The organism is Streptomyces sp. NPDC026515 (assembly GCF_055567595.1).
On record NZ_JBVHQD010000003.1, the window covers coordinates 477,274 to 501,112 of the forward strand.

Annotated in this window: 20 protein-coding genes and 7 pseudogenes; 15 read left to right on the forward strand and 12 right to left on the reverse strand. The window is 68.6% G+C overall.

From position 1 onward, the window contains the following. Nucleotides 1–214: 214 nt before the first annotated feature. Nucleotides 215–736 carry an LppU/SCO3897 family protein gene (locus ACZ4O3_RS08220; protein WP_362729595.1) on the reverse strand — a complete coding sequence of 174 codons (522 nt, stop codon included), beginning with the start codon at nucleotides 734–736 and terminating at the stop codon, nucleotides 215–217. Between the two features lie 807 nt (nucleotides 737–1,543). Here ACZ4O3_RS08220 and ACZ4O3_RS08225 point away from each other — a divergent pair. Then, a pseudogene (locus tag ACZ4O3_RS08225) lies at nucleotides 1,544–1,768 on the forward strand (transposase); the annotation flags it as partial. Nucleotides 1,769–1,825: 57 nt separating this feature from the next. After that, on the forward strand, nucleotides 1,826–2,524 hold the full coding sequence (locus ACZ4O3_RS08230) for a hypothetical protein (RefSeq protein ID WP_467721674.1): 699 nt from the start codon (nucleotides 1,826–1,828) through the stop codon (nucleotides 2,522–2,524). Here ACZ4O3_RS08230 and ACZ4O3_RS08235 read toward each other — a convergent pair whose 3' ends face one another. Together ACZ4O3_RS08235 and ACZ4O3_RS08240 are read right to left on the reverse strand one after the other, a co-directional pair. Next, a complete protein-coding gene (locus ACZ4O3_RS08235; protein ID WP_467721628.1) occupies nucleotides 2,525–3,250 on the reverse strand; it encodes a hypothetical protein in 726 nt (241 codons plus the stop codon). 571 nt (nucleotides 3,251–3,821) lie between these two features. Next, on the reverse strand, nucleotides 3,822–4,604 hold the full coding sequence (locus ACZ4O3_RS08240; protein ID WP_467721629.1) for a GNAT family N-acetyltransferase: 783 nt from the start codon (nucleotides 4,602–4,604) through the stop codon (nucleotides 3,822–3,824). A gap of 196 nt (nucleotides 4,605–4,800) precedes the next feature. Here ACZ4O3_RS08240 and ACZ4O3_RS08245 point away from each other — a divergent pair. From ACZ4O3_RS08245 to ACZ4O3_RS08255, 3 genes and pseudogenes are all read left to right on the forward strand, one after another. Continuing rightward, a pseudogene (locus tag ACZ4O3_RS08245) lies at nucleotides 4,801–4,953 on the forward strand (zinc finger domain-containing protein); the annotation flags it as partial. Nucleotides 4,954–5,030: 77 nt separating this feature from the next. Continuing rightward, nucleotides 5,031–5,603: a GNAT family N-acetyltransferase gene (locus tag ACZ4O3_RS08250; RefSeq protein WP_467721675.1), complete on the forward strand. Its 573-nt coding sequence runs from the start codon at nucleotides 5,031–5,033 to the stop codon at nucleotides 5,601–5,603. 60 nt (nucleotides 5,604–5,663) lie between these two features. Further along, nucleotides 5,664–6,286, forward strand: a pseudogene (locus ACZ4O3_RS08255) (IS5 family transposase); the annotation flags it as partial. Here the strand turns inward: ACZ4O3_RS08255 and ACZ4O3_RS08260 are convergent. Then, entirely contained in the window at nucleotides 6,287–6,823 is a 537-nt protein-coding gene (locus ACZ4O3_RS08260) for a hypothetical protein (RefSeq protein WP_467721630.1), read from the reverse strand. 168 nt (nucleotides 6,824–6,991) lie between these two features. Then, nucleotides 6,992–7,591 (reverse strand): DUF4231 domain-containing protein, encoded by a 600-nt coding sequence (locus ACZ4O3_RS08265; RefSeq protein WP_467721631.1) that lies wholly within the window; start codon nucleotides 7,589–7,591, stop codon nucleotides 6,992–6,994. Between ACZ4O3_RS08265 and ACZ4O3_RS08270 the strand changes: the two are divergent. From ACZ4O3_RS08270 to ACZ4O3_RS08285, 4 genes and pseudogenes are all read left to right on the forward strand, one after another. Further along, nucleotides 7,577–8,187: pseudogene (locus ACZ4O3_RS08270) on the forward strand (transposase family protein); the annotation flags it as partial. The gene ACZ4O3_RS08265 and the pseudogene ACZ4O3_RS08270 sit on opposite strands and share 15 nt — an antisense overlap. A 176-nt stretch (nucleotides 8,188–8,363) precedes the next feature. Continuing rightward, entirely contained in the window at nucleotides 8,364–8,723 is a 360-nt protein-coding gene (locus ACZ4O3_RS08275) for a hypothetical protein (protein ID WP_362719083.1), read from the forward strand. A 48-nt stretch (nucleotides 8,724–8,771) separates the two neighbouring features. Next, nucleotides 8,772–8,951 carry a hypothetical protein gene (locus ACZ4O3_RS08280; RefSeq protein WP_362719085.1) on the forward strand — a complete coding sequence of 60 codons (180 nt, stop codon included), beginning with the start codon at nucleotides 8,772–8,774 and terminating at the stop codon, nucleotides 8,949–8,951. A gap of 268 nt (nucleotides 8,952–9,219) precedes the next feature. Next, a pseudogene (locus ACZ4O3_RS08285) lies at nucleotides 9,220–9,435 on the forward strand (IS5/IS1182 family transposase); the annotation flags it as partial. Between the two features lie 114 nt (nucleotides 9,436–9,549). Here the strand turns inward: ACZ4O3_RS08285 and ACZ4O3_RS08290 are convergent. After that, on the reverse strand, nucleotides 9,550–9,657 hold the full coding sequence (locus ACZ4O3_RS08290) for a recombinase family protein (protein ID WP_362719089.1): 108 nt from the start codon (nucleotides 9,655–9,657) through the stop codon (nucleotides 9,550–9,552). Nucleotides 9,658–9,846: 189 nt separating this feature from the next. Then, nucleotides 9,847–11,163, reverse strand: coding sequence for a hypothetical protein (locus ACZ4O3_RS08295; RefSeq protein WP_362719092.1), 1,317 nt, complete (start codon nucleotides 11,161–11,163; stop codon nucleotides 9,847–9,849). A gap of 1,043 nt (nucleotides 11,164–12,206) precedes the next feature. Here ACZ4O3_RS08295 and ACZ4O3_RS08300 point away from each other — a divergent pair. Further along, on the forward strand, nucleotides 12,207–12,938 hold the full coding sequence (locus ACZ4O3_RS08300) for a dienelactone hydrolase family protein (RefSeq protein WP_467721632.1): 732 nt from the start codon (nucleotides 12,207–12,209) through the stop codon (nucleotides 12,936–12,938). 75 nt (nucleotides 12,939–13,013) lie between these two features. Then, nucleotides 13,014–13,422: pseudogene (locus ACZ4O3_RS08305) on the forward strand (helix-turn-helix domain-containing protein); the annotation flags it as partial. Between the two features lie 171 nt (nucleotides 13,423–13,593). Here the strand turns inward: ACZ4O3_RS08305 and ACZ4O3_RS08310 are convergent. From ACZ4O3_RS08310 to ACZ4O3_RS08330, 5 genes and pseudogenes are all read right to left on the reverse strand, one after another. Then, the gene (locus ACZ4O3_RS08310) at nucleotides 13,594–14,517 is read right to left on the reverse strand and encodes an alpha/beta fold hydrolase (protein ID WP_467721633.1); all 924 of its coding nucleotides are present in this window, start codon (nucleotides 14,515–14,517) and stop codon (nucleotides 13,594–13,596) included. Nucleotides 14,518–14,563: 46 nt separating this feature from the next. After that, on the reverse strand, nucleotides 14,564–15,595 hold the full coding sequence (locus ACZ4O3_RS08315) for a sporulation protein (RefSeq protein WP_467721634.1): 1,032 nt from the start codon (nucleotides 15,593–15,595) through the stop codon (nucleotides 14,564–14,566). Nucleotides 15,596–15,623: 28 nt separating this feature from the next. Further along, nucleotides 15,624–17,027, reverse strand: a complete 1,404-nt coding sequence (locus tag ACZ4O3_RS08320) for a sporulation protein (protein ID WP_467721635.1) — start codon at nucleotides 17,025–17,027, stop codon at nucleotides 15,624–15,626. Nucleotides 17,028–18,041: 1,014 nt separating this feature from the next. Next, a pseudogene (locus tag ACZ4O3_RS08325) lies at nucleotides 18,042–18,134 on the reverse strand (IS5/IS1182 family transposase); the annotation flags it as partial. Between the two features lie 923 nt (nucleotides 18,135–19,057). Beyond that, nucleotides 19,058–21,388, reverse strand: coding sequence for a heavy metal translocating P-type ATPase (locus ACZ4O3_RS08330; protein WP_467721636.1), 2,331 nt, complete (start codon nucleotides 21,386–21,388; stop codon nucleotides 19,058–19,060). A gap of 906 nt (nucleotides 21,389–22,294) precedes the next feature. On the opposite strand from ACZ4O3_RS08330, the gene ACZ4O3_RS08335 reads away from it, so the two are divergent. Genes ACZ4O3_RS08335 through ACZ4O3_RS08350 form a run of 4 tightly spaced genes read left to right on the forward strand, consistent with a single transcriptional unit; the run spans nucleotide 22,295 to nucleotide 23,832 of the window. Next, complete coding sequence (locus ACZ4O3_RS08335; RefSeq protein WP_467721637.1) at nucleotides 22,295–22,576, forward strand: universal stress protein; 282 nt, start codon at nucleotides 22,295–22,297, stop codon at nucleotides 22,574–22,576. Then, nucleotides 22,471–22,905, forward strand: a complete 435-nt coding sequence (locus ACZ4O3_RS08340; RefSeq protein ID WP_467721638.1) for a universal stress protein — start codon at nucleotides 22,471–22,473, stop codon at nucleotides 22,903–22,905. The genes ACZ4O3_RS08335 and ACZ4O3_RS08340 overlap by 106 nt, the downstream gene beginning before the upstream one ends. 46 nt (nucleotides 22,906–22,951) lie before the next feature. Next, nucleotides 22,952–23,227 (forward strand): SHOCT domain-containing protein, encoded by a 276-nt coding sequence (locus tag ACZ4O3_RS08345; RefSeq protein ID WP_362719969.1) that lies wholly within the window; start codon nucleotides 22,952–22,954, stop codon nucleotides 23,225–23,227. 29 nt (nucleotides 23,228–23,256) lie between these two features. Next, the gene (locus tag ACZ4O3_RS08350; RefSeq protein ID WP_467721639.1) at nucleotides 23,257–23,832 is read left to right on the forward strand and encodes a sulfocyanin-like copper-binding protein; all 576 of its coding nucleotides are present in this window, start codon (nucleotides 23,257–23,259) and stop codon (nucleotides 23,830–23,832) included. The last annotated feature ends 7 nt before the right edge of the window (nucleotides 23,833–23,839 follow it).

A 23,839-nucleotide genomic window follows, 5' to 3' on the forward strand; every position in this document is an offset into this window, starting at 1 on the left:
GCGGTCGAGGATCATCTCGCGGACGAACCGCTTGTAGCAGCGCAGTGCTGCGGCGGGTCCGAGAAATGCCAGGTAGTTGCGGGGATTTCTTTCGTCACATTTTCTTACTGCCCGACCGGACGGCTGGCGGAGGTGTGCTCGTCCGCGACGCCGAAGATGCCGGCGCGGCCAGCACCCAAGACTTCCTCGAGATCACGCCAAATGAAATGACGTTCTACGGAAGCGGAGTAAGGCACAGAGTGAAGCTGTTCCGGCCTCCGTACTCGTCGTACTCGGAATAGACAGTGCGGTCGCAGTAAGCATCACTGCCCTCGTGCCGCTCAGCAACCTTGAACTGGGCATCGGCCGAACCGCAGTCGACAACAGTGGCTTCAGGATCACCTGCTGTGCCGCTGATGTGCATGCACGAGCCGACTTCCGCGGTGTTCGCACTGTCGTCCAGTTCCGCGCCTATCGCGAGAGCACCGACGATGAGGAACGGCGCGAAGACACCAATCGCCCCGACGCGCCGTATGACCGGTTTGCCAGGGTCGAGCGGAGGTCGTATTCCGTCGGCCGGAGGCGTCATTCGGCCGAAGCGGACGCGAGCGACAAGGTTGATGACCAGGGTGACTGGAGCGATGACGAGAGAGAAGATGCTCCACCAACCCTGCCACAGCGTCTTGGTGGTCATCTCACGGTGCACGGCAATGCCGCAGGTGCGACAGAAGAACCCTCGTACCTTGAGGAGCCGCATGACGACCAGTATGCCCTGATGCCCTCGGACCGTGGTCTTCAGCGCCGGCATTCCCCCGCAGAATTGGCAGCGTGGCGGGCCCGGAAGCGGCACAGGTGCGGGTTGAGTTGACGGAACTGGATACGGCTCAATGTTCTGCTGTGGCGTCGCCACTATTCCCCCCCCCGGGAAATAAAATTTAACGCATGAGAAAGGTGAAGTGTACAGCAGGGAAACGATTCACATGTCTCCAGGCCGGCAGCTGCCGGTGCCAGGCTCGTCCAACGCATCCCCTGCTGCTCGAAGCGCAACTATACCGGTCTGACCAACCCGGCGAACCTACGCGATCACAGCGCTAAAGCGTCTTTCAGAAATACCACGAGCTGGGCATTTTTCCCGAATGCGTCGAGTGTTGAGAGCTGAGCCGTTGTGGGTGGAGACGCTCACGGGACGCGGATGAAGCAGTTCGAGGGTTTGTCGCGGGCGGTGCGGGAGGGGGGTGGGGACCGACCCCCACTCGCCGCAACAGCCTCTGAGGAGCCAACTGGTCGCCGCCCCCCGCCCGGCTGGTCCAGCGGGGCGTGTCCCGCAGGGGGGGCGCGCTCACATCGCCGACCGCATCAACAGCCTGCCCGAGCGGGCCGCGGCAGAGGGCGTTTTCACTTCCGGGTGCCGACGGGGGCTGTGGGCTGGGCGCGGTAACCGGTGGGGCTTGAGGTTGGCCTGTTCCTGTTTCATCACAGGACGTGCGGTCCTTCGTGGCCGAGTGCTTCTGTTGCCGTCGCGGTGCGCCTGGGCGCACTCGATCCGCGGCGATACGCCGGAGGCGTGCCGACGCGACGTCCGTATCCGAGTGATCTGTCTGATGCCCGCTGGGAGTTGATCGGGCCGGTGCTCTCGGTCTGGTGCTTCGAGCGTCGGGGGAGGGCCCTGGACTTGGGCGGCCGCCCGAACACGATCTGGGCGACATTGTGGACGCGATTTTGTATGGGGACCGGGCCGGGGGTGCAGTGGCGCTGTCTCCCGCACGGCTTCCCGCACTTTCTGTGGAATCCGCGATGTCAAGCAGGCGGCGTAGGCGCTGTCAGTGGGATCAGCTTGGATACGGCTGTGTCTGTCTACGAAGTCATCCGCCGGCTGCCGGAGATCTCGATCGTTCGCGACCGCTCTCGTGCCATGGCCGTCCTCGACGCCATCATGAGCCCGGACTGGGAGTCCAGGTTCTACTCGTTCGATTCGCGGTGGTCGCCGGCCGAGGAGATGGCCTCCATGCGAGACGGGTGTGGCAATGACTACTCGATCGTCTTCTCGCGGGCGGGTGTGTATGCGCGCGGCTTCGATCACGAGTCGCCGATGAGCCCGTATCGGGTCACGCCTCCCGTTCCGTGGCCTGGACTTTTCGACGGAGTGCCGGAGGCGTTCGCCCACAACGTCCGGGAGCCGGCGTTCAGCGGGCACGACGGGATACCGCGGGTGACCGTGTGCTTTTGGCGTGGACAGACGGACTTCGAATGGAGGGCTGGAGCCATCGAGGCCTTGCCTGCGAGCGTGGGCGACGGCGGCAGCTCGGAGTGGCTGTTTGATGTCTTGTTGGATGGCCGTCCCGAGGCCTATCAGCAGTTCGCGGAGGAGTACTTCGAGGTCACTACGGACATCGAGGCCATCCGTCACGTCTACGCGCTGCGGCCTCTCACTCAGAGTGTCGTATCGGCGTTGAATCCGGACGTTGAGCTCGTTGACCTTGCTGAGGATCTGACACGGATCGGATACCTCGTTCCGGGGGCGGAATCCACCCCCGGAACCACATGATCACGAGCCGGGCCCGCCGCCTCTCACCTTGATCATTGGTGCCAGCGATGCGGTGGCCGGGGCGCCGAGCCGGCGCGGCGTTGGTCCGGCAGGGGTGGGGATGCCGGCGCGCCGTTCGAGGAGTTGGTCCAGGGCGGCCTGGCCGTCGTCGGCCGCGGCGCGGTCGTCGATGACCTCGACGGTGCGCATGTCTCGGGCGAGGCATCCGGCGTCGTTGTAGGCCTGGTCAGGGTGTTCGGGGGTGAGTTTCGCGTAGGGGGTGGTCGCCTCAGGAGTGCGGTGGCCGAGCCGTTCCTGCAGCTCGAAGAGCGTCATCGGCTCCTGTGCGTTGCAGAGCTGGCTGGCGGTGGTGGACCGGGCCCGGTGGCCGGTGATGTTGCGGCGGACATCCGCGGTGGGGACGCCGGCCTTGCCGCAGAGTATCGGGATGATCGCCGTATTGGTGTAGTGCTTGGCGACATCGCGGGCCCAGTAGGCGAACAGGAAACCGGCGTACTCGTTGGTCTTGCGGTCGAGTGGCTGCCGCTGAGAGCGGTTCGCCGGCCACACTGTCTCGGTGGCCTCACGGGCGACATGGACAGGCTGAGGAACCTTTCGCTGAACATGATCGCGAGCCGTTCGGGTTCCGATGAGGGTGGCGACGTCGAAACACAGGTCGGAGGTGTTGGCCATCTGGACCGGCCGGCCGCCCAGTGGGGCCGTCAGAGTCAGGCCTCGACCGTCCATGGGGAGTTGGTCGGGCGTTACCCGGCGTCGGGCCCATCAGAAGGATCGAGTGGCCGTCCGGTTGCGCGGTGAACGGGACTCGGGCGGTTCCGGCGCGTGGTCGCTGGTGTACAGATGGTCGACGACGACAGAGCCGACGATGTCGCGAAGCGCCATGGTAGTCGGGATGTCTTGACCGTGGCGGGAGATGACCATGCCGGGTTCTCCACGCCAGTTCATGCGCTGGAAGGACTGTGCGGGGAGTGGGACGGTCGCGTGTGTGTCTGAGGTGGTGTGCGGGCGAGTGACGTTCAGGGGCGGCACCGCTGGACAGGGTTCGTCCAGTTCCTTGCAGCGTGACGGGTAGTTGGGTCCTACGCGGATGACCCTGCGGGGGCGAGTGGGGGTTTCGTCGTCTCCGCGGCGTTGAGCGGACGCTGTTCGCCTCTGCGGGGCGCGGCCTGTTGTGCCCAGTCCGGTCCACGCGACGGGCCGACAGGTTTCGCCGCCTGCACTCCGGGACTTGCGGCCGCTGCGGCCTGGTCCCCGCAGGCACCTGGCTTGATGTCCGCGCCCTCGGAAGGGCTTGATTTCATGACTCTGAAGTGAGGTAGGTCCATGTCTCAGCGAGGCGGAACCCAAGCGATTCGTAGAGCGGTCGCGACATCGGAGTGTTCTGGGTGAAGGCAAAACGGGCTCCGGAGCGTACCGCGTGCCTCAATCTCGCAGTGACGAGAGCGCGGTAGTACCCGTTGCGCCGATGCTGCGGCGGAACCGAACCGTTGTACATCCCTACCTGGTCGCCAGCCACGATGTTGAAGCCGGTGGCGACCGCCTCGCCGTTGACCTCCAGTACGAACGCTGTCATGTCGGGGGCGTCCAGCAGAGCGGGCAGGGCGAAAACGTCCGCTACGTCCTTCGGCATGTCGAACCCGTTCGCCAGAGCTGAGGCGAACACCTCGTACTCGTTTCCTGAGACTTCACGCACCGCAGCGCCGTGCGGGACGGATGCGGGAAGCGAAGGCAGCAGGTCTGCGTCCCACACGAGAAGGGGATGTGTGCTGGATGAGGTCCTGCCGTAGCGGGCAGCCAGGTCGAGCAGTGCGGGATCGGCATCTGTGCGCAACTGGATGCTCCACGGGACATCCGTTGTGGAGAGCTCTTTGGCGAAGGCATCCACTTCGTCCAGATCTGGTTCCGTTCCCACACAGACCAGATTGAGGCTGGGGATGGGCAGACCGGTGAACACCACTCTCGTGCCGGCGGCACCCTGCCGCTGATGCATGCCGGGAGAGAGCTCCACGAGCCGGGATATCGTCTGGTAAAACGCGTTCACTGCGGCGTCAGTCGCAGCGGGGTCGATCAACTGTGTCATAAGCCTCAGGGTACGCATGGCGACCACGAGGTTCGAGCAGCCGCACGGTTCCAGCAAACAACCCTTTCCCGGAGCAAGATCAACAAAGGTCGGCGAAAGCAGGCCGGAAGTCGGATTCACTGTCACAACTCGTCCTCACTCAAGAGTGGGTTGCGGCCCGTTCTGGGAAATGTTCGTGACAGCCTCCGGAGTCATGATGGAGCCTCGAATCGCACCCGTGTCCGATGCTGACGAGGTCGAGCGGCATCCCTGCCCGCGCTGTCACACATCGCCAGGTTCACCCTGCCGCTCGCGCTCCGGCGCAGTCGCCGGCACTTACCACACCGGCCGCTTTACGAAGGCGCCCCGACTCGCCGAGCTGTACGCGCCCGACCGTCCGGGAAAACGGATGGACGGGGGCGAGCATGACGCTGCAGGATGCTCCGCATGGCATTGCCCACCCCCGAGCTGCGCACTGCCCGCCTGCGACTGCGGCCTTTCACCGACGCAGACGCGGCGCCGCTCTACGCGCTGCACAGCAGCGCCCACGTGCTGCGTTACTGGGACTCCCCGCCGTGGACCGAACCGGCCCGCGCCCGGCGCTTCATCGTGACCTGCCGGACGATCGAGGAGGAAGGCACGGGAGCACGGGTGGCCGTCGACCGCGTCTGCGACGGCGCGTTCATCGGCTGGTGCGGCCTGACCGACTGGAACCCTGACTTCCGCAGCGCCTCCCTCGGCTACGTCTTCGATGCAGCCGCGTGGCGCCACGGCTACGCCACGGAGACCGCGTACACCGTCCTGCGGTGGGCGTTCGACACCCTGGATCTGAACCGCGTCCAGGCCGAGACCGACACCCGCAACGTGGCGTTCGCCCGGGTCCTGGAGAAGCTCGGCTTTGTCCGTGAAGGCACCCTCCGCGAGGACTGCGTCGTCAACGGCGACGTCTCCGACTCCTGGGTTTTTGGCCTTCTCCGCCGCGAGTGGCACCCAACGGCCACGCCGATGGCCGGCCGCTAGGAACGAGACCCGCCAGCCTTTCGGTCCGCAACCCCACCGATCCCGACCCTCCGCTTGGCCGGAGCGGCGGAGTGGACCGTGCGGGTCGACTCCACGGCCAACCGTGCTCACCAGCATGCTGCCGGCGCCCGTAAAAAGGGGCACCGGCGGGGGACGAACTGGACGATCCAGCAGGTGCGGCAGCTGACCGGGCGCTCGCCCGGTCCCGCGGCGGGCTGACCACGAAGGTTCACGTGGCCTGTGACGGCCGCGGCCTGCCTCAGGCCATCCTCGTCACGCCGGGCAGCGTCGACGGCTCCACCGCCTACGATGCGATCCTGGACGCACAGCGAGTACCCAGGATCGGCGTCGGACGGCCGCGCCGCAGGCCCGACGCGGCCGCCCGCCGGCAGGGCGTACTCGTCACGGGCGGTCCGCGGGACGCTGCGGCGTCGGGGCATCCGGGCGGTGATGCCGGAGAGGGCCGACCAGAAGGCCCACCGTGTGCGGCGCGGCCGGGGCGACGGCAGGCCGCCAGCCTTCGACCGTGATCTCTGCCAAGCCCGCGACGTCGGCGAACGCTGTTTCAGCCCGCTCAAGCAGTTCCGCGCCCTCGCGACACGGTCGGCAGACTCGCTGCCCGGTACTGGTCCGGACTCCACCTCACAACCCTCGTCCTCCGGCTCCGTGAACCAGCCAGATGATCACGGCCACCGGACTGCACTCAGCCCGTTGCCGAGATCCGTCACCTCTGCTCCAGCAAGAACAGCCGGGACGGTACTGAGCCGGTCCGTCCGGAACTGCACCCGGTCCGGGCGCGGGCCCCTCGGCAGTCGGCCGTACAGGACAAGCGCGTCGCCGTCCTCGTCAGCTGTTTCGCCGCCCGGATCGACGAGCAGCGCGAGAGTCCTGTCCAACTCCCGCTGGATCAGCCGCTGAACCGCTTCGGTGGCCTGCTCACGCTCGCTCTCGGTCAGCCCGCCGAGCACGAAGGTAAGGACCTGGGTGTCCGGCGCCACGTACCGGACATCGCACACCACGTCCGTGTCAGCCGACAGCCAGAACTGCATGCAGAGCGGCCCGACCGACAGACCGACAAGTTCCAGGATGCGCCCGGCAGGCAGCTTCACCTGTTCCCCCACGACGTCCAACAGCATTCCGCAGCCCAGCGTCGGGTGCTCGAGGGTCAGCCCGGACTGGGCCAAGTGGTCGGTGACCGAGCGGAACTCGGACTCGTCCATCCGTATCTCCCGGTACCAGGACAGGTAGGTCTCCAACACCGCCGGCACTCCTCGTTGTCATCTGGGCCGCTGAGGCTTGAGTACCGAAGAAGCCCCGAGAAGGCTGTGCCTCTCCCGACACGGCCCTTTCGGAAGTCTGGATCCCCTGAAGTACGTCGGCCGCTGCACCTACCCTGCTGATGTCGGAGGTCCAGCGACAGGGGATTGGGGCACGGAGGACCGCGTCTCCGCCCATTCGCCTGCCTCTGAGCGCACCAGCTCCTCGGTTCTCGACGCCAGCACGGCCAGGGAGTCCGCGCCGTTGTACGGGGGCGACCCGCAGCTCCAGTTGACGAGCTCGCCCTGGAGAGCTGTCAGCACGGAACTCACCCGAACCCAGTTCTCGCCCCACCGAAACAGCTGCCGGAGTCCGGCCGAGACCACCACCAGCGCACCGAGAATTCCTGTCACTGTGACGGAGGCACCCGCTGCCGCACACGCTGGTATGGACGCGGACAACAGCAGCAGCACGGCCTCCGAAAGATAGTGGCCGAACCGCTGTCGCCGCTTATGCCACTCGTACCACGCTATTCGTTCCCGCACGTTCGGCGGGAGTTCGGCCCCGTCCGGCCCGCGCAACTCCGCCCACCAAAAACGCACTTCACCTTTTCCGCCTGTCACGCGCGCGACCCTACGGCATGGTGTCCTGCACTGTCCGGGGCGGCCGCACAACCTGCTGGCCCGCCTGAAGCGAAGGAGAGTGCAGCCGGCCCGTTGGTCGCGGTGCACTGCCGCACGAACCTGACCATGCGGCAGCTGGGCGTGTGGTTCGGTGTCTCCTCTTCCACGGTCTGCCGGGTCATCCAGCGGCTTGGTCCGTTGCTGGAGCTTGAGCCTGTCTCTCGTACCGCTGATGCGGCGGACCGGTTGTGGATCGTGGATGGCACCCTGGTCCCGGTGCGTGACCGGAACATCGGCTCATCGCCACGCGACTACCGGTTCTCGGCGAACGTACAGGTCATCGTAGACGCGGACACCCGTCTTGTGATCGCCGTCGCCCGACCGGTGCCGGGCACGGCCGCGGACGCGCACGCCTGGCCCGCCTCCGGGCTGGGTGAACACTGCCGGGCGTGACCGTCCTGGGCGACGGCGCCTACCCGAACTGCGGGACGGCCGTGCCGCACCACAAACGCCCTCACCGGCCCCTGCTGCCGGGGGAGGAGGACGACAACGCTCCCCACCGCAAGGTGCGTGCGCGGATGGAGCACGTGATCGGCCGCATGAAGAACTACAAGGTCCTCCGCGACCGCAGGCAGCGCGGTGACGGCCTCCAACACGCGGTCCAGGCCGTCGCCCACATGCACAACCCGGCCCTCGCATCATGACCAGAAGACCGCGATCACAGCTTTGACCTGCCCGAAAGCGGCCTTGTGCAACACCCTACAAGGGCGGTCCCGTAACTGCTGGTCATGGTGCGGAAACTGCGTGGCTGATGAGTTCGCGGCGCCGGTATCGTTCGCTCTTTCTACCTGCCGCACCAGCGGCCTACGTCCAGAGAGCGATGCAGATGACCAGCCGGCAAGCAACGACGACCCTGTGGCGCCCCACCGGCCCCAGGGAGCTGGATCTGGTTCGGGAGCTGAACTGGCGTGCCTGGCCGCCCCGGCTGCCCGAGCAGCCGATCTTCTACCCGGTCCTCAACGAGGACTACGCGGTCAGGATCGCGCGGGACTGGAACGTGAAGCACGATGGCGCCGGCTTCGTCACTCGTTTTGAGGTCGAGTCGGAGTTCTTGAGCCGGTATCCCATCCAGCAGGCCGGTGGGCAGACGATCCTCGAGCTCTGGGTTCCGGCCGAGGAGCTGGACGACCTCAACGCCCACATCGTCGGCGAGATCGAGGTGGTCCACGAGTTCCGTTGAGGCGAGGAGGCCTGCCGGCGGGGCAGGCTGCGGTGCGATGATCCCGGCGTGGTTGGTGTGGTCACGGTGTCGGAGCCGTCCTGGAAGGCCCCGTTCACCGGGCTGAGCGCGCGTGCCTTCGGGAAGCTGGTGACCAGGCTGCGGCGTGAGGGTGCGGACGCCGTCCGCAAAGGTCGGCCGTTGGTCCTGCTCCTGGCGGACCGGAAACTGCTGGGCGTGGCGTACTGACGCACCAACCTGACGATGCGCCGGCTCGCCCCAGTGTTCGGGGTGTCCAAGTCGGCGGCGGACCGGATCATCGACCACCTCGGGCCGCTGCTCGCGCTCCAGCCCCGCAAGCGGTTCGCCAAGGAGACCGTGCTCATCGTGACCGGCACGTTGGTGCCCACTCCCGATCACACCGTTGCCGAGCAGTCGAAGAACAGGTCGTCATCAACGCCGACACCCGACTCGTCGTCGAGGTCGGCCAACCGCTGCCGGGGAACGGCTACAAGACGTGGGAGGAATCCGGCGCCAAAGCCGCCGTCGGCAGGATATTCACGATCGCCGACGGCGGCTATCCGGGCACGGGACTCGTCATGTCCCATCGCCGGCGCGAGGGCGAAGACCTGCCCGACTGGAAGAAGGCGCACAACAATTCCACCAGCAGATCCGCGCCCGTGTCGAGCACGTCTTCGCCCGGATGAAGACCTGGAAGATCCTCCGAGACTGCCGCCTCAAAGGCGACGGGGTCCACCACGCCATGCTCGGCATTGCCCGCATGCACAACCTCGCCGTCCCGGATAGGCGAGCGCACCGACCCGCGGCCGACCCCACTCCGCGCGACTCAAAGATTGGTGTTGCCGCGCTTGCGGGCGGACTCGTGGCCTTCGAGGGTGCGGTCGCGGATGTACTCGCGTTCCATGCCGGACATCGCAGCGAGCACGGTGAACACGATCCCGGAGGGGTCGTGCGAACCCCTTCAGCTCGGTCTGCCGAGTGCCGCATCCGTCCGTCTCCTCGCCGTCAGCGCTGTCGCCAGCAAGCTGTCGGCACGTCGAAGTCGTAGTGGCTGGCGAAGCCAGCCGCTTCCGGATGCAGAGGGACCGCCTCACCTGAGAAGTGGGCCTCATTTCGCGCGTGCTCAGGGACAGGTGTGGTTGTCCGAGTAATCGTCATCGAAGGGAATGAAAGTGGCGTCGGCGAGGTCCATATTCAGCGCATTCCGCGTGTGGGGGTCCCAGAGCCAGATGCGGTCGCCGTCGGGGCCGAAAGTCAGCACCGGCCAGGTGAGCGGGACAGTTCCGCCGTAGGCGGCACCCTGAAGACCGAGTTCGGGGTGGGCAACGGCCTTCATCGGCTTGACGCAGACGAGGGTGGGGCGAAGACCGTAGTAGGAGGAGGGCTGCTGGTAGCGGCCGACGCTGCCCTCGGCGTCCAGGGCCGCTGTGGGGTGGGCGGTGGCGAAGAACGGCAGGAACACTACGAATACGCCTATCAGCAGCCCGATGCCGGCAGCCGAGGCGATTCTGCTCACGTCCGGGCCGGTCGGATGTGCGTGGACCCGCCGGTTCCAGCCTGCCGCCGCGACGCCGAAGGCGCTGCAGCCCACGATGCCCAGCATCGGCAGCGCTCCTGCCCACAGGCGGTCGGTCGCCCCGGTGTGCACCGAGTCCGAAGGGATTCCGAACGTAGCGATGTACCGTTCCTGGACAAGGGTGCCGATCCAGGTGACGAGCGGTAACAGAATCGGGGACGCGAGCGGCAGAGCCCAGATGACGGTCCTTCGGGTGGGAGAGCCGCGCATGGCGGCCCATATGCCCGCCACCATCCACGCCACGCCGAACAGGATGGTGACGAACCACCCGGAGAACCGCCAGCTGCCGTGGGCCTCCACGGCCAGCGCGGCAGCCAAGAAAGCCACACCGTTGCCGATGTTCACGAGAATCACGTTGGCCCGGACATCGACGGAGGCAAGGGCGGGGTCGAGCGTGACGCGCGACGAGTCGTCGGAGTGACGGGCCAGAACCCTGGCCCGCAGATCGGCCAGCGCACCCGCGCGACCACGAGGTTCGGCGGCCCGGATGACCCTGCCGGGATGCACGGCCCCGGAGGTGGCACGCACGCGCCACGCGGTGTACGGCTCCGGTTCGTGCTCCAGGAGGACCGCGTCGCGCGCCCACATCTTCAGTGACGCGACCACCGCCAGCCGGTCGACGTGGCCCAGCGCCCGTTCGATCGCGCCGTCACGCGCCCCGGGCAGCCGCACCTCCACCACCCGAGCCGTACGCTCGGGTGGGCAGCCGACCCGCTCGGCTTCCTCCGCGGGACGCACCGGCCACCCGTTGGCGGTGAACAACTCCTCGGCCAGGGCGATCTCGTTGGGATCGTCGGCGATCTCTACCAGGACCACGACACGGCGGTCGAACGACAAGCCGGCGCCGACACGTACGCCCTCCATCCCTGTGAAAGTCGAACCGGCGGAAACATCGGAACTGCTGGGCGTCCGAGGCGTGGTGTGATGGTCGGAACCATTAGGCCGCTGCACAGCGTCTTACCTTGGACGAGTTACGGGAACGGGGCAAGAGCACTGCCGGGCAACGGCACGGGCCCCCTTCCCCGTCGGCTCGATCACCGGCCCGCACCGCGCCCCCGGCTCCTTCGGCGGCCCAGCCGAGTTGCCCGACCAGTCCGGCGACGATGCCCTCGACGCCGCGGACGCAGCAGAGCCGGTGGCGTCCTCGTGATGAGCGTTCTCGGATTCCGCGCTCTACCAGCCGCTTCAGCTTCGGGCGCATCCCCTCGACATGCCGCGGCTCGATGCCCCGACCCAACTGCTGGCATGCCGTCCTTGACGGCACCGCGCACCCACTCTCGCACCGACACCGCCGACGCGCCCGTTCTGGTGGCAGTACGCCGCCGGGCCGGCCAAAGGGCCGCCTACTGCCTGCACCTCCACCACCTTTTTAACGGCGAGGACGACCACACAGACTGGTGGCAGCAGCAGACCGGTGCCATCGCCGCCCCCGTGCCCACTAACGACACTCTCGAGGCGCGGTCCGTCGTCGCTACCGTGCTCGCGGAGGGGCTGACCTACGATCGCCGCCATCGCTGCGGCTGCTCGCGGCTCCCCTCCTTCCGGCCCCGGACCCGAGCTCAGCTGGGTGTCCGGCGCCGCGCAGCCGAGCGGCTGGGCCTGCCTCTGCCCGTGACCCTCGCTTCGCCGCGACGCCTTCACCTCGGAGAGCCGCGATGAGCAACCGCCCTCACCGCCGGCCGCAAAGCGCATCACCTATTCGAGTTCAGTAGTGCCACATCAAGCAACCTCGCCCTGGTGATGACCTTGCACATAGTGGATGAGCCTTCCGTGGTAGGTTCTCCGTCGCTGGGCGCTGCTGCGAACTGAGGAGGTGAGACCGATCAACGCTGTGACAGGTCGGGGCTCCCTCTCTCGTATGGCCTAGGGAGTGCCCGCAGAAGGCATCCCGAAAGGCTTGAAACGCTATGCGCTTCACCTCTGAGACGTCGTCCGACGGCGTCTGCGAACAGCTCTTTACCCTTGGTGAGATTCCCGGCGTGCTATGGACGCCAACAGCTGCCGCCGGGCCTCGTCCCCTCATCCTGATGGGGCACGGCGGCGGCCAGCACAAGAAGGCTCCCGGCATCCTGGGCCGTGCGCGGCGCTTCGTGGCGGAGTGCGATTTCGCGGTGGTGGCGGTCGACGTGCCTGGCCACGGCGACCGGCCAACGGATGAGGAGTACGACCGGATCGCGACCGAGAACCAGGCTCGCGTGGAGGCCGGTGAAGAGTTGGCTCCGCTGATCGCCGGTTTCCAGGCGCTCGTGGCTCGCCAGACCGTCCCGGAATGGCAGGCGGTGCTGGACGCGGTCCAGGATCTGGAGTATGTCGGTGCCGGGCCGGTCGGCTATTGGGGGGTGTCGTTGGGTTGCGGACTCGGTGTTCCGTTCGTAGCCGCCGAACCCCGTGCCCGCGCTGCGGTACTGGGCTTGGGTGGGGTGTTGGCAGCGGCGGAGGCTGCCGCCCGGATCACCGTCCCGGTGGAGTTCCTGCTGCAGTGGAACGACGAGCGGGTGCCGCGGGCCCAGAGCTTGGCGCTGTTCGACGCCTTGGCCTCGGCCGAGAAGACCCTGCACGCCAACCCCGGCAAGCACGGGGAGATCCCGGCGTTCGAACTGGACAGCACACTACGGTTCTTCACCCGGCACCTCGGCTGACAGCGGCGCCTGCGGTCCGAGACGCGCCGATCGGGATCCGTTCCCGATCGGCGCGTTCAACGAACACTGGTCGGCGTGGCCGACAGAGTTCAGGTTCGGGAGATCGATGACGACGAGGGCCGACGGCTGCTGCGGATCATCCGCAGAGGCCTTGGATCGGTGGTGACCTGGCGGCGGGCCCAGATGGTGTTGCTGTCCGCGCAGAGTGTGCCGGTGGCGGAGATTCGCCGAGGTGACGTTCACCGGCGCGGACCGGGTCCGGGACGTGATCCACAACTTCAACGCCGACGGCTTCGACTTGCTGTATCCGAAGTACTCCGGCGGCCGGCCCAAGACGTTCACGCTGCCCGAGCGGCGTGAGATCAAGAAGATCGCCAAGTCCAAGCCGACCGAGCATGACCTGCCGTTTTCGACGTGGAGTCTGACGAAGCTGGCGGATTTCCTGGCCGTTGAGGGGGTGGCCGACGACATCAGCCACGAGGGTTCCTGATAACGGCCGAGCGCCAGTTAGACGTTGGACCGGCCGGGTTGGGCGGAGCGCGGCAGAAAGCCTGCGGGCCCGCACACCGCTGATCACCGTCGCCCGGTCGTGCGGCGCGCAGCGGGCCGGCCGGCGGTCACGGCAGGCAGGCCCCGTGCATACTTCAGCTCCGCTTCAACTTCGGACCGCAAGCGGGGAACACGTTCCTGACTCACGCTCACGCGCACTGATCCGTTGCCAGAAGGCGATCAGGGCGCGGGCCGTCTCGATGGGGCGCTCTACGTTGGGGGAGTGGTCGGCGCCTTCGATGATCGTTCGGTCGGCGGCGAGGCGGGAGGCCATGCTGTCCTGCCAGGGGACGGGCCAGGCGTAGTCGTTGCTGCCGGAGAGGACGAGTTTGGGGATTGGCGTGGCGGCCAGTTCGGCGACCCTGTCCGGTTCCGTGAGGAGCTGGCGGCCGGTCGTGGTGAGCTGTTCGGAGACGGTGTTCAGCCAGCGGAGGTAGAGGAAGTCCGCTACCTCGGGAAGGAGTTCGGCCGTTGTCCGGTCTGAGCGCGGTGACTTCTGCATCTCCTGCCACAGGGCTTCCTTCCCCAGTACCGGGAGCCAATCGACGAGAAGCCGTAGACGCTTTTGCTGCTCAGGTTGAACGGCGGCCGGGCCAGATCCCATCACAGTGAGGGAAGCCCAGGGGAATGGATCCGGGGCGAGGACCGCCCTGCGGGCGGTGAGGGCACCCATGGAGTGCCCAAGGAGGTGCACGGGGGTCCCTGGTTCCTCGCCGAGCGCCCTTGCCTGAGCCGCCACGTCGGCGGCCAGTTCGTGCTGTGCGTACGCCTCCTCGTCTGCCGGGCCGGTGGTTTCGTGCTGTCCACGGCCGTCGATCGCCACTGCGCGGTACCCCGCCTCGCTCAGGGGCCGCAGCAGTGGGAGGAAGTCCTCCTTGCTCCCCATGAAGCCAGGTACGAGCAGCGCAGTCCCAGCCCTGGGGACTCCGGCAGGCGGAGTGCAGTCGAGGGCGGCGAAGGGGCCTCGGTCGGTCTCCAGGAGTCCTGTGTGTGTCCGTGGGGGGAGGACGAGGCTCGGGGGTCGGCTCATGGGAGCAGGGTAGGTGAGGAGTGCGCGTCGTTCGCGCGAGGTTCGACTACGGTGCCGGGGTGCTCAGTTCCTGTCGGACCCGGGTGAGGAAGGCACTGACCGTACGCAGGTCGCCGTGCGGGGCGAGCCCGGTGACGAGCCGGAGGACGTAGTCGCGGGCGCGGCGCGAGTCGACCTGTCGGAGCATGTCCACCGATCGGTGCCCGAGGGCCAGGCTCTGTTCCAGGTCTCCTGCCTTGAGGTGGGCGGTGGCGACGACCGTGAGGCGCATGCCCACCGATCGGGTGAATGCGTTCGGTGCCATTGACTCCGCCTGGTCGTGCCAGGTGAAGCAGACCTTGGAGTTGCCAAGGTCGCGGTAGATCTCGGCCGCGTCGGCGGCGAGACGAGGATGGGTGAAGAAGTCGAGCCAGTCCGGTGCGTCTTCGGGGCGGGCGGCGTCGAGGAGACGCTCGGCGGCCGCGAGGGAGGTGCTGGCCGATCGGGCATCGCTGGCGCGGGCGTGGGCGCGGGCTTCGATGAGTCGGGTGAACGCCAGGACCCGGGTACGCGCGTGATGTGTACCCGGGCCGAGCGCGCCCTGGATCATGTCGAGGGCTGTGGCGGGGCGGCCGTACAGGGCGGCGTGCAGGGCCATGGTGGCCAGGACATAGGCGATCGCGTCGGGATCGTCCGCGGCCCGCGCCCAGTACAGCGCACGGTCGAAGTGCCGCCGGGCAGCCGCGTGTCGCCCGGTGTCGAGTGCCGCCCAGCCGGCCAGTCGGGCCAGTTCGGCGCAGATCGCGCACAGTTCCCGTTCGCGCGTGGCCGGGAGGGACCGGCTGAAGAGTGGCAAGGCCCACTGGTCGAGCAGATGGGCTGCGGCTTGGGCCTGCGCGCTGCCGCCGCCGTACCGGGAGTCGCCGTGCCGGATGGCCGCGACAGCGCGGTGCAGGGCCGCGACCTCCTCCTGACGGACCGGGTGGCGGTCGGGTGGTCCCGATGGTCGCCTCAGAGGCCGGCGGTAGATGGGCAGGGAAGCGGAAAGGGTGCCGCTGCCCGCGGCGGAGAGCAGTATTCGACGGTTCGGGCACCTCATGGGACGACCTCCGTCGGTCGGCTGTCGCTCAGGCGGCTGTTGCGAGTTGGCGGGCCAGATTTCGTACGTCGTTGAGGTAGGAGACCACGACCGGCTCGCGGCGCCAGGGTGTGAGTGACTCGGTGTAGATCTTCAGGTAGTCGAGTCCGCGGATGCTCTGGAGACGGGCGAACAGCCGCAGGGACTCATTTCCCAGCGTCAGCGAGTGTTGCAGCTCGCCTGACTGGGCGTGGGCGGTGGCCAGGACGGAGAGCCGGATGCCACGGGAACGCGCGTATGCGTCCCCGGGCATCGAGCCGAGTGCGTGCCAGGAGAAGGTGGCCCGGGGATGGCCGAGGTCGCGGAAGATCTCGGTGGCGTCGGTAACGATCCGCTGCCGGGAGAAGAACTCGATCCAGGGGCGCTCCCCGACCCCCTCCGTTGCCCCACGTTCCTGGAGCCGTTCGGCGGTCGCGAGGCTGGAGGCGGCTGCTCGGGCGTCCTTCTGGCGGGCATGGGCACGTGCCTCGATGAGTTTGGCGAATCCCAGCACGCGCGGATCGGCGGTGGGAACTCGCTCGTAGGCGCCCTGGGCCATGTCAATCGCCTGGGAGGTGAAACCGCGCATCAGCGCCTGCATGGCCATCGTGCTCAGCACGTACGAACCGAGGTGCACGTCGCTGCCCGCCTTGGCCAGTCGTAGCGCCTGAATGAAGTGGCGCTGGGCGGCCTGATGCTGGCCGGCGTCGAAGGCGGTCCAGCCGGCGAGCCTGGCCATCTCGGCAGTCACCGAGAACAGGTCGCGCCCGTCGCGTTCGGAGTACCGGCCGTCCAGCAGTGGAGTGACCCGTTCGTACAGATAGGCGGTGAGCGAGCGGGATTTCCAGGTCGCACCACCGAACCGGGAGTCCCACAGGCGGGCGGAGTCAGCTGCCTCCCGCAGTTCCTGGATGTGCGACTGGTCGACCGTGATTCGTCCGGAGGGGGGTGGAAGGGGCTCGGTCGGGTTGACGAGCCACCGGGTCACCGGTTCCGAAAAGGCCGAGACCACAAAGGGCGAGCTGGCGAGGAAGGTCCGCCGGTTCACTGTGCTCCAATACGACGATGCTTCGCTGATCGCGTCGCGCTGGCCCCTCGGGAACTGCAGACCGGCGTCGCGGTCCAGATGCCCCGGCCGCTCCATGGCGATCTCTCCCAGACCGACCGGCCTGCCCAGCCCTTCGGACAGCACCGCACAGATGTGCTGCGGCACAGGCCAGCGCGGGCGTACGCCGCGCCTGCACCAGTTGGCCACCGAAGTATGCGTGTAGTCACTGGTGATTCCGTGCGACAGGCAGATCTGATTGAGACGGTAGGCAAGTCTTTTGTGACTGATACCGGATTCCTCGATCAGGCTTTCCAGCCGAACGTTGCGCTGCGGTCGGGGTTGCCTCTCCGCGGCTACGTCAGTCACGTGCGCCCACCTCCTTCGAGGGCCGACTACGCGTGAACATCAGCATAGGGGAGGGAAGTTGGTGTGAGCGTCGGGCGCGATTCATGAGCCCCCCCATGAGCCCTGCCGAGGGTTCACGGTGGGCTGATCTCCTGATGAAAGTCAATCCGGATCTCGGGACGGAGAGGATCGTGCGAAAGAACGGAAAGAGGAATTCCGCAGCCATAAGGCATGGGCGTGCCCGGCGTTGGATGGTGCGTACGGTTCGATGGTCGGCCGCGTTGCTGTGCGCCTACGTGCCGCTGGCAGACCGACTGCCGCCCCTGATGCCGGCTCCGCTTCTCAACGGCCTGGCGCTGGTCGTCGGCCTGCACGCGTTCCTGCCGCTCGATGGCCCCTCGCGGTCAGTTCAGAAGAGGGAAGCCCTGTTCCCCACCTGCCGTACTGGCTGGGCCCGTCGGGTGCGCCGCGCCGACACCGTCTACCCGGTATGTGGGGCTGGCTCGCCGTGGGCCGTCGCGCGCCACCGCGACCGCAAGCGGCTCGACCGCTCGAACCGCCGCGCGCACAACACGGGACGCACTCACGGGCCGTTGCGCCCGGACAGGCTCCTCGCGAGGGCGTCACACCGTGCCATGCCTCCCCAGCCACCGGCGGACGGACGGGGGCCCGCGTGCGAGGGATGCCCTCGTCCTCATGTCTCAACGGAGAGTGGGGAACGCCGCCGAGTTCATGCCCTCCACGGCCGAGGGGGCCGACCCGTTCGTGGCTGCCCGTCCCGGGCGGTGCGTGCTCGACGCCCAGGTCACCAAACCCGCCTGGCCCCGTGAGGAGGCCGACGCAGATCACCGGCGCGTTCGCCCAGCCGTCTGTGCGACCGGCCCCGAGTGGGCCAAGTACCTGGATCAGTTCTGGTTTGGGTTACGTCGTATCGGGGCCGGACGCCGGGCCTTGCGCCCTCTGGGGGCCTGGACAGCCTGGGACAACCGCCGGGAGGGACCCGGGCCTTGTGACGCTGTCGCGCCCTTCCCGTCAGATCCGCAGCCGCCGAGGGCCGTGCGGCCCGGCGTTGGCGCGCTCGACCACCCAACGGAAAGTGCCCACGCCAGATCCGTGCCTCGTGCAGCGAGGGAGGCCGATGCCGCGCTTGCGCAGGCCGCACACGTTCGCGATGAGGTCCCGGACGGAACGGCCGAGCCGTCCGGCGACGGGATCACGAGGGTGTCGTCCTCGCGGAGGTAGTCGAGTGCCCTCCACAGTTCCTCGCGTTCGGCGTTCTCGCCGGACTTCTTGTCGGCGAAGATCCGGATGCATCCGGCTTCGGTCCGCCGGTCCGTACGGCCGGAACGGGCGAGCAGGTCGGCGGTGTCGTCGTCCTGGGGTGGCTGCATTCGCCAGACCGGACAGGGAAGTGTGCTGCTGACGTTCTTGAGCACATCGACTTTCTGGCATCGTTTCATGTGCGTGGTCAGGCGCCGATCCGGCCGGTGCCGCGGCTTACCGATCTTGCGCATCCGTTGCCTGGCCAACCGACCCCATCACCTGCCTGGCTCCGTCACCAAGCGAGGTGTGCCGGGCGCTGAGGGTGTCGGGATGATCGGGGTCCGGCACTCGTATGTAATCGTCTGGCGGCCGGTGAAGGGGTCGCGGCGCAGGCCGCATCACCCGCAGGTGACCCTGCCTGGCCGTGAAGGGTAAGGAATCTCGACCGGCCGGTCTGCGCTCGCCGCAGGCAGGTGGGCTCCTCGGCTCGCTCGGCGGACACGTCGCCCTGGGCGGAAGCCCCGGTACTGAGCGACCCCCTGCCCACACAGGATTCCTCCCCCCTGCCTGGTGATCGGGCCGAGCGGTCGCTGGAAGCCGAGTGGTCCCGGAGCCAGGCGAATGAGATCCGGGTCCCCCGGAGGAGACACGCCGTGAACCCCAATGGCGCTGCTCGAAACCTCACAGGCTGAGGTGAGCACGGTGACGTATCGGAATGGCGGCTGGGCCCTGATGTCCCTGCGGGGTATCGCGCTGCTCGGACCCCCCAAGCCGCCTCTTGCGGTCGTTCACGGAGCGAGGGAGAAATAGTTCTCTTCCTCCTGGGTGAAGTGCAGACGCAGGACGGTGTTGAGGCCGTAGAGGCAGGAGCGGAGGTCGTCGAGCTGCTCGGTGGAAAGGCCCCCGTCCGCCTCGGCCAGCTGCAGGTGGGTGGCGATGCGGCGGGAGAGGCGTTCGATCTCGGTGTGGGCCCGGCTCATGGTGGCGGTGGCCTCGGGGCCGCCGAGGGCGGGGGCGAGGGCGGGGTAGAGCTCGTGCTCCTCTGCGTACTCGTGCGGCAGCAGCCGTTCGGTGAGCAGACGGTGTGCCTCTTGCACTGCGGCCAGGGCGGTCGGGCCGGCGCTGTCGGAGAGACGGTCGGCCGCGTCGCGTACGGATGCCAGGACGTCCTGGAGGTCGTCGTGTTCGGCGGCGAAGCGGTGGATGAGGGCTTCGGCAGCGGGGGTGAGGGCCGGGTGCGCGGCTCGGCCGACGCGCAGCGCACGCAGAGCGTTGAGGATGACGGCGACATCGATGCCCTCTTGGATTAGGGCGCCGGCGGCGGGCGGAAGGAAGCCGGCCGCGGCTGCGGCCATGCCGGCCAGGGACATCAGCATGCCGCCGAGGGCGCTCTGTACAGCAATGTGGCGGGTCCGTTGGGCGATGGTGACGGCGTCGGCGAGGCGGTCGACACGGTCGGTGGTCAGGACGATGTCGGCGGCTTCTGAGGAGGCGGTGGACCCTCGAGCGCCCATGGCGACGCCGATGTCGGCGGCGGCGAGGGCGGGGGCGTCGTTGACGCCGTCGCCGACCATCACGGTGACCGCACGTTCGCGTTCGGCGCGTACGGCGGCGACCTTGTCGGCGGGACCGAGTTCGGCACGCACGTCGTCCAGGCCGAGGACGGCGGCTACCTCCTGGGCGGGCGCGGCGCGGTCGCCGGTGAGTATCAGCAGCCGTTCGATGCCCGCCGCTCGCAGGTGACGCAGAGTGCGGGGTGCGTCGTGGCGGAGAGGGTCGCGCAGCAGGACGGCGCCGGCCGGCTGTCCGTCGACGGTGAGCCATGCGACGGCCGCGCCGTCGAGGAGCGCGCGGTTGTCGACGGCCTTCGCCCAGCCCGGCCGGGCGGTCGCCGCGCCTGTACGGCCTACGGAGACCTGGTGCCCCTCCACGGTTCCGGTGGCGCCCCGGCCGGGTTCCTCGGTGACGTCCGTCGGGACCGAGAGCACCAGTCCGCGTTCGCGGGCGGCGTTGACGATGGCCTGGGCGAGGACGTGCGGCGAGTACTGGTCGAGGGAGGCGGCGAGGCGCAGTACTTCGGCGGCTTTGACATCGGGCGCGGCGATCACGTCGAGGACGCGGGGGCGGCCGCGGGTGAGAGTGCCGGTCTTGTCCAGCAGGAGGGTGCGGGCCCGGCCGAGGTTCTCCAGGGCGCCGCCGTCGCGGATGACGACGCCGAGTCGGGAGGCGCGCGAGAGGCCGGAGACCACGGCGACCGGGGCAGCCAGCAGGAGAGGGCAGGGGGTTGCGACCACCAGAACGGCGACAGCCCGTACCGCGGACCCGCTGATCAGCCAGGCCAGGCCCGCCACCGCGAGCGACAGCGGAAGGAACCAAGCCGCGTACCGGTCGGCCAGTCGCACGACGGGCGCGGACTCGGCGCCCGCCTGCCGGGCCAACCGTACGATCCCGGCATAGGTGCTGTCCTGCTCGCCGGCGGTGGCGCGCAGCTCGAAAGCGCCGCCGGCATTGACCACGCCGCTGCGCACCGTCTCGTCGCGGGCCCGCTCGACCTGGAGGGCCTCACCGGTGAGGACCGACTCGTCGAGGACTGCGGCGTCGCTCTCCACCCGGCCGTCGACAGGGACGACCTCGCCGGGGCCGACGACGAGCAGGTCGCCGACAGCCACCTCGACCAGCGGCACCGAGGCCACACCGGCGTCGGTGCGGCGGCGCGCGGAGCGCGGCGCGTGCTCCAGCAGGGCCCGGAGGTCGTGGGAGGCGCGCCGCTGGGCGGCGGCTTCCAGGGTGCGGCCGGTGGCGAGCATCAGCGCGATCAGCGCACCGGCGAGGTATTCGTGGACGGCCAGGGTGCCGCCGAGCGCGAGGACGGCGATGAGGTCCACGCCCACGTGCCCGTGCCGCAGTGTGGCGAGTACCCATGCCACCGCGGGGATGACGGCGGAGAGGGTGCCCACTCCCCAGAAGAGGTCGGCGAGGTCGCCTGCCCCCGTGAGCCAGGCGATGCCGCCGGCTGTCAGCGTCGCCGCGGTGACAGCCAGGAGGACGGATTCGAGCCGTGGCGACCCGATCGCCGCGGGCAGGCGGCGCAGCTGCGCTGTGAACGTGCGGGGGGTCATGGCGTACCTCGGTCCGTCCGGCGCGGTGATCGTGAAACCGGTTCCTCTCCATCGCAACGCGCCACCGGGTGTCCACGGCAGGGGACGTCCGGCCCTGATTGAGGGCCATGCAGACGGTGCCCGTGCGTGCTGGTCATGGCCGGCCCCGGTCGGTGTGCGGGGCAAAGCGGGGGCCGGCGACGCCGGCTCGGCGTGCGTGAGAGCGCAACCGGCCGGGTACCGCTCGGTCTTTCAGGACGGGGCAGCCCTTCGTCGAGGTCGACCAGTTCGGGCAGGAGCCCGGCGCGCGCCCTCTCTGGTGCAGGTGATGCAGTTGATGCGCGGACTTTTTGGTGCCGGTCATCGCCATGTCACCGGTGTTGTTGCGGGCGGTAGGGCGATGTGGGGTGGGGCACGGGTCAGGGGCCGTGCGTGAGGTGGCCGACGTCGTCGGCGAAGGCGCTCAGCGTGAGGGAGGCGGCGAGGCGGGCGGCGCCGTCCGGGAGGCGGCAGGCGCCGCGGTCGGGCGGCAGACCGGTGTGACGGCGCAGATGGGACAGCAGGCGGAGGCCGGCGGTCCCGCGGACAGCGCTGCGAAGCCTCGGCCACGGCGGGCAGTCCCGGACGACAGGGGCCGCATTGGCCGGCGCTGTGCGCGGCCAGGTAGGCGAGCGTCCCGGGCCGTCTCGCTCAGTCCGCAGGTCGCTCGGTCCGGATGATGACTGAACGTGATCAGGAACGGGGTGAGTAACCGCGGCAGCGGTGGCACGGCGGCACCGGGGAGCACGTCCATGGGCGCGAGCGGCATCGCTGCGCCGAAGGGGGGCCGGGAAGGCCATCGGGCCCCATGCGCCGAGCGGAGCGGTGGCGGGGGATGAACGAGAGTCGGGCAGGGGCCGCAAAACCGGCCTGGCGAGGAGAGGCGGCATGACGAAACCGGTCGTTGTGGGAGTCGACGGCTCGCCGTCCAGCCTGAACGCGGTCGGGACGGCGGCACACGAGGCGTTGCGGAGTGGGGGCGGCCTGCGACCGGTGCACTCCTTCGGGTGGCCTCGATTCATCCACCGCCTGGTGGACTGCCTTGATCTCCTGCCAGGGTGGGGGTGCGTGAGCTGGGTGACGGCACGCCGGCGGAGGCAGAACAACGGACACGCGAGATCGCACCCCGGCTGGACATCACGCGTCAGGTCACCGTCGGCGAGCCCTTGATGGCCCTGGAGATCGAGTCGCGCACCGCCTTTCTCGTCGTGGTGGGAAGCCGCGGGCCGGGCGCGTTCGGCAGCCTGCTCCTCGGTTCCACCGCCGTACATCTGGCCGCGTACGGTCACTGCCCGGTGCTGGTGGTGCGGGGCACGCTGAACCCGGCCGGTCCCGTCCTGCTGGCGGTGGACGGCTCCCCGGCGGGCGAACGGGCTGTCGAGTTCGCGTTCGCCGAGGCGAAGATGCGCGGAGCGGTCCTGCCGGCCCTGCACGTGCGCGTTGAGTCCTCCGGCCCTATTTCTGGGAACTGTGGCCCATATCGCCCGAGGTCTCACTGATCCATCCTGGCGGCACGGGAGCAATCAGCCGAGGGAAGTGATCGGCATGATGTGGTATGGCGACGGATGGGGCTGGGGCGGCTGGATCGTCATGACGGTGTTCATGGTGCTGTTCTGGGCCGTCCTGATCGTCGGGCTCATCGCGCTCGTGCGCTTCCTTGCCGGTGCGCGTCACCAGCAGCCCGGTCTCCCTCCACCGTCCGGTGAGGGCGGGTGGCAGGACCGGAAGGCCGAGAACCTGCTCGCCGAGCGGTTCGCACGCGGGGAGATCGACGAGGACGAGTACAAACGTCGGCATGCGTTCCTTCGGGAGCACCGATGAACGCGCGCCGTCACCGAGGGGCGTGGTCGGTGATCGCCGTTGCCGCCGTGGCCTTGGTGCTGGGCGTCGCCACAATGGGTCTGATGGCCGCGTCCGGCTCCTTCCACAGGACGGGACCGGCCTCCTGGCGAGGTCAGAGTGCACGATGCAGCGCACCGGCCGCGAAAGGCCGCGCGGTCGATGTGACGGTGTGGGACATGGGGCGCATGATGCGTGGCCCGAGCTGGTCTCCGGACAACGGTCGTCCCGGCTGGTACGGCATGGGCATGATGCGCATGGTGGCCCACCCCCTGACGATCCCGGCGGGAAAGGTGACCTTGCGGGTGGTCAATGCGGGAACCCTCGCGCACGAGGTGATCGTGTTGCCGCTGCCGGCGGGCCAGGCTGCCGGAGGACGTGTCATCGGCTCCGGCGGCCGGGTGTCGGAAGCAGGCAGTTTCGGCGAGGCGTCGCGCACTTGTGGCAGCGGTGCCGGAGACGGTATCGACCCCGGTGCGGCAGGCTGGACCACGGTGACGCTGCGGCCGGGCCGCTATGAGCTGCTGTGCAACGTCCGGGGCCACTACGCCGCCGGTATGTACACGGAGCTGGACGTGACTCGGTGAGCGAGGG

Bases quoted from the DNA above. Each gene is read 5' to 3' on its own strand.
- ACZ4O3_RS08275 (WP_362719083.1), top strand. From the start codon at position 8,364: ATGCAGATGACCAGCCGGCAAGCAACGACGACCCTGTGGCGCCCCACC.
- ACZ4O3_RS08250 (WP_467721675.1), top strand. From the start codon at position 5,031: ATGGCATTGCCCACCCCCGAGCTGCGCACTGCCCGCCTGCGACTGCGG.
- ACZ4O3_RS08300 (WP_467721632.1), top strand. From the start codon at position 12,207: ATGCGCTTCACCTCTGAGACGTCGTCCGACGGCGTCTGCGAACAGCTC.
- ACZ4O3_RS08240 (WP_467721629.1), bottom strand. From the start codon at position 4,604: ATGACACAGTTGATCGACCCCGCTGCGACTGACGCCGCAGTGAACGCG.
- ACZ4O3_RS08260 (WP_467721630.1), bottom strand. From the start codon at position 6,823: ATGGACGAGTCCGAGTTCCGCTCGGTCACCGACCACTTGGCCCAGTCC.
- ACZ4O3_RS08235 (WP_467721628.1), bottom strand. From the start codon at position 3,250: ATGGACGGTCGAGGCCTGACTCTGACGGCCCCACTGGGCGGCCGGCCG.
- ACZ4O3_RS08315 (WP_467721634.1), bottom strand. From the start codon at position 15,595: ATGAGGTGCCCGAACCGTCGAATACTGCTCTCCGCCGCGGGCAGCGGC.
- ACZ4O3_RS08220 (WP_362729595.1), bottom strand. From the start codon at position 736: ATGCGGCTCCTCAAGGTACGAGGGTTCTTCTGTCGCACCTGCGGCATT.
- ACZ4O3_RS08345 (WP_362719969.1), top strand. From the start codon at position 22,952: ATGATGTGGTATGGCGACGGATGGGGCTGGGGCGGCTGGATCGTCATG.
- ACZ4O3_RS08330 (WP_467721636.1), bottom strand. From the start codon at position 21,388: ATGACCCCCCGCACGTTCACAGCGCAGCTGCGCCGCCTGCCCGCGGCG.
- ACZ4O3_RS08310 (WP_467721633.1), bottom strand. From the start codon at position 14,517: ATGAGCCGACCCCCGAGCCTCGTCCTCCCCCCACGGACACACACAGGA.
- ACZ4O3_RS08295 (WP_362719092.1), bottom strand. From the start codon at position 11,163: ATGGAGGGCGTACGTGTCGGCGCCGGCTTGTCGTTCGACCGCCGTGTC.
- ACZ4O3_RS08335 (WP_467721637.1), top strand. From the start codon at position 22,295: ATGACGAAACCGGTCGTTGTGGGAGTCGACGGCTCGCCGTCCAGCCTG.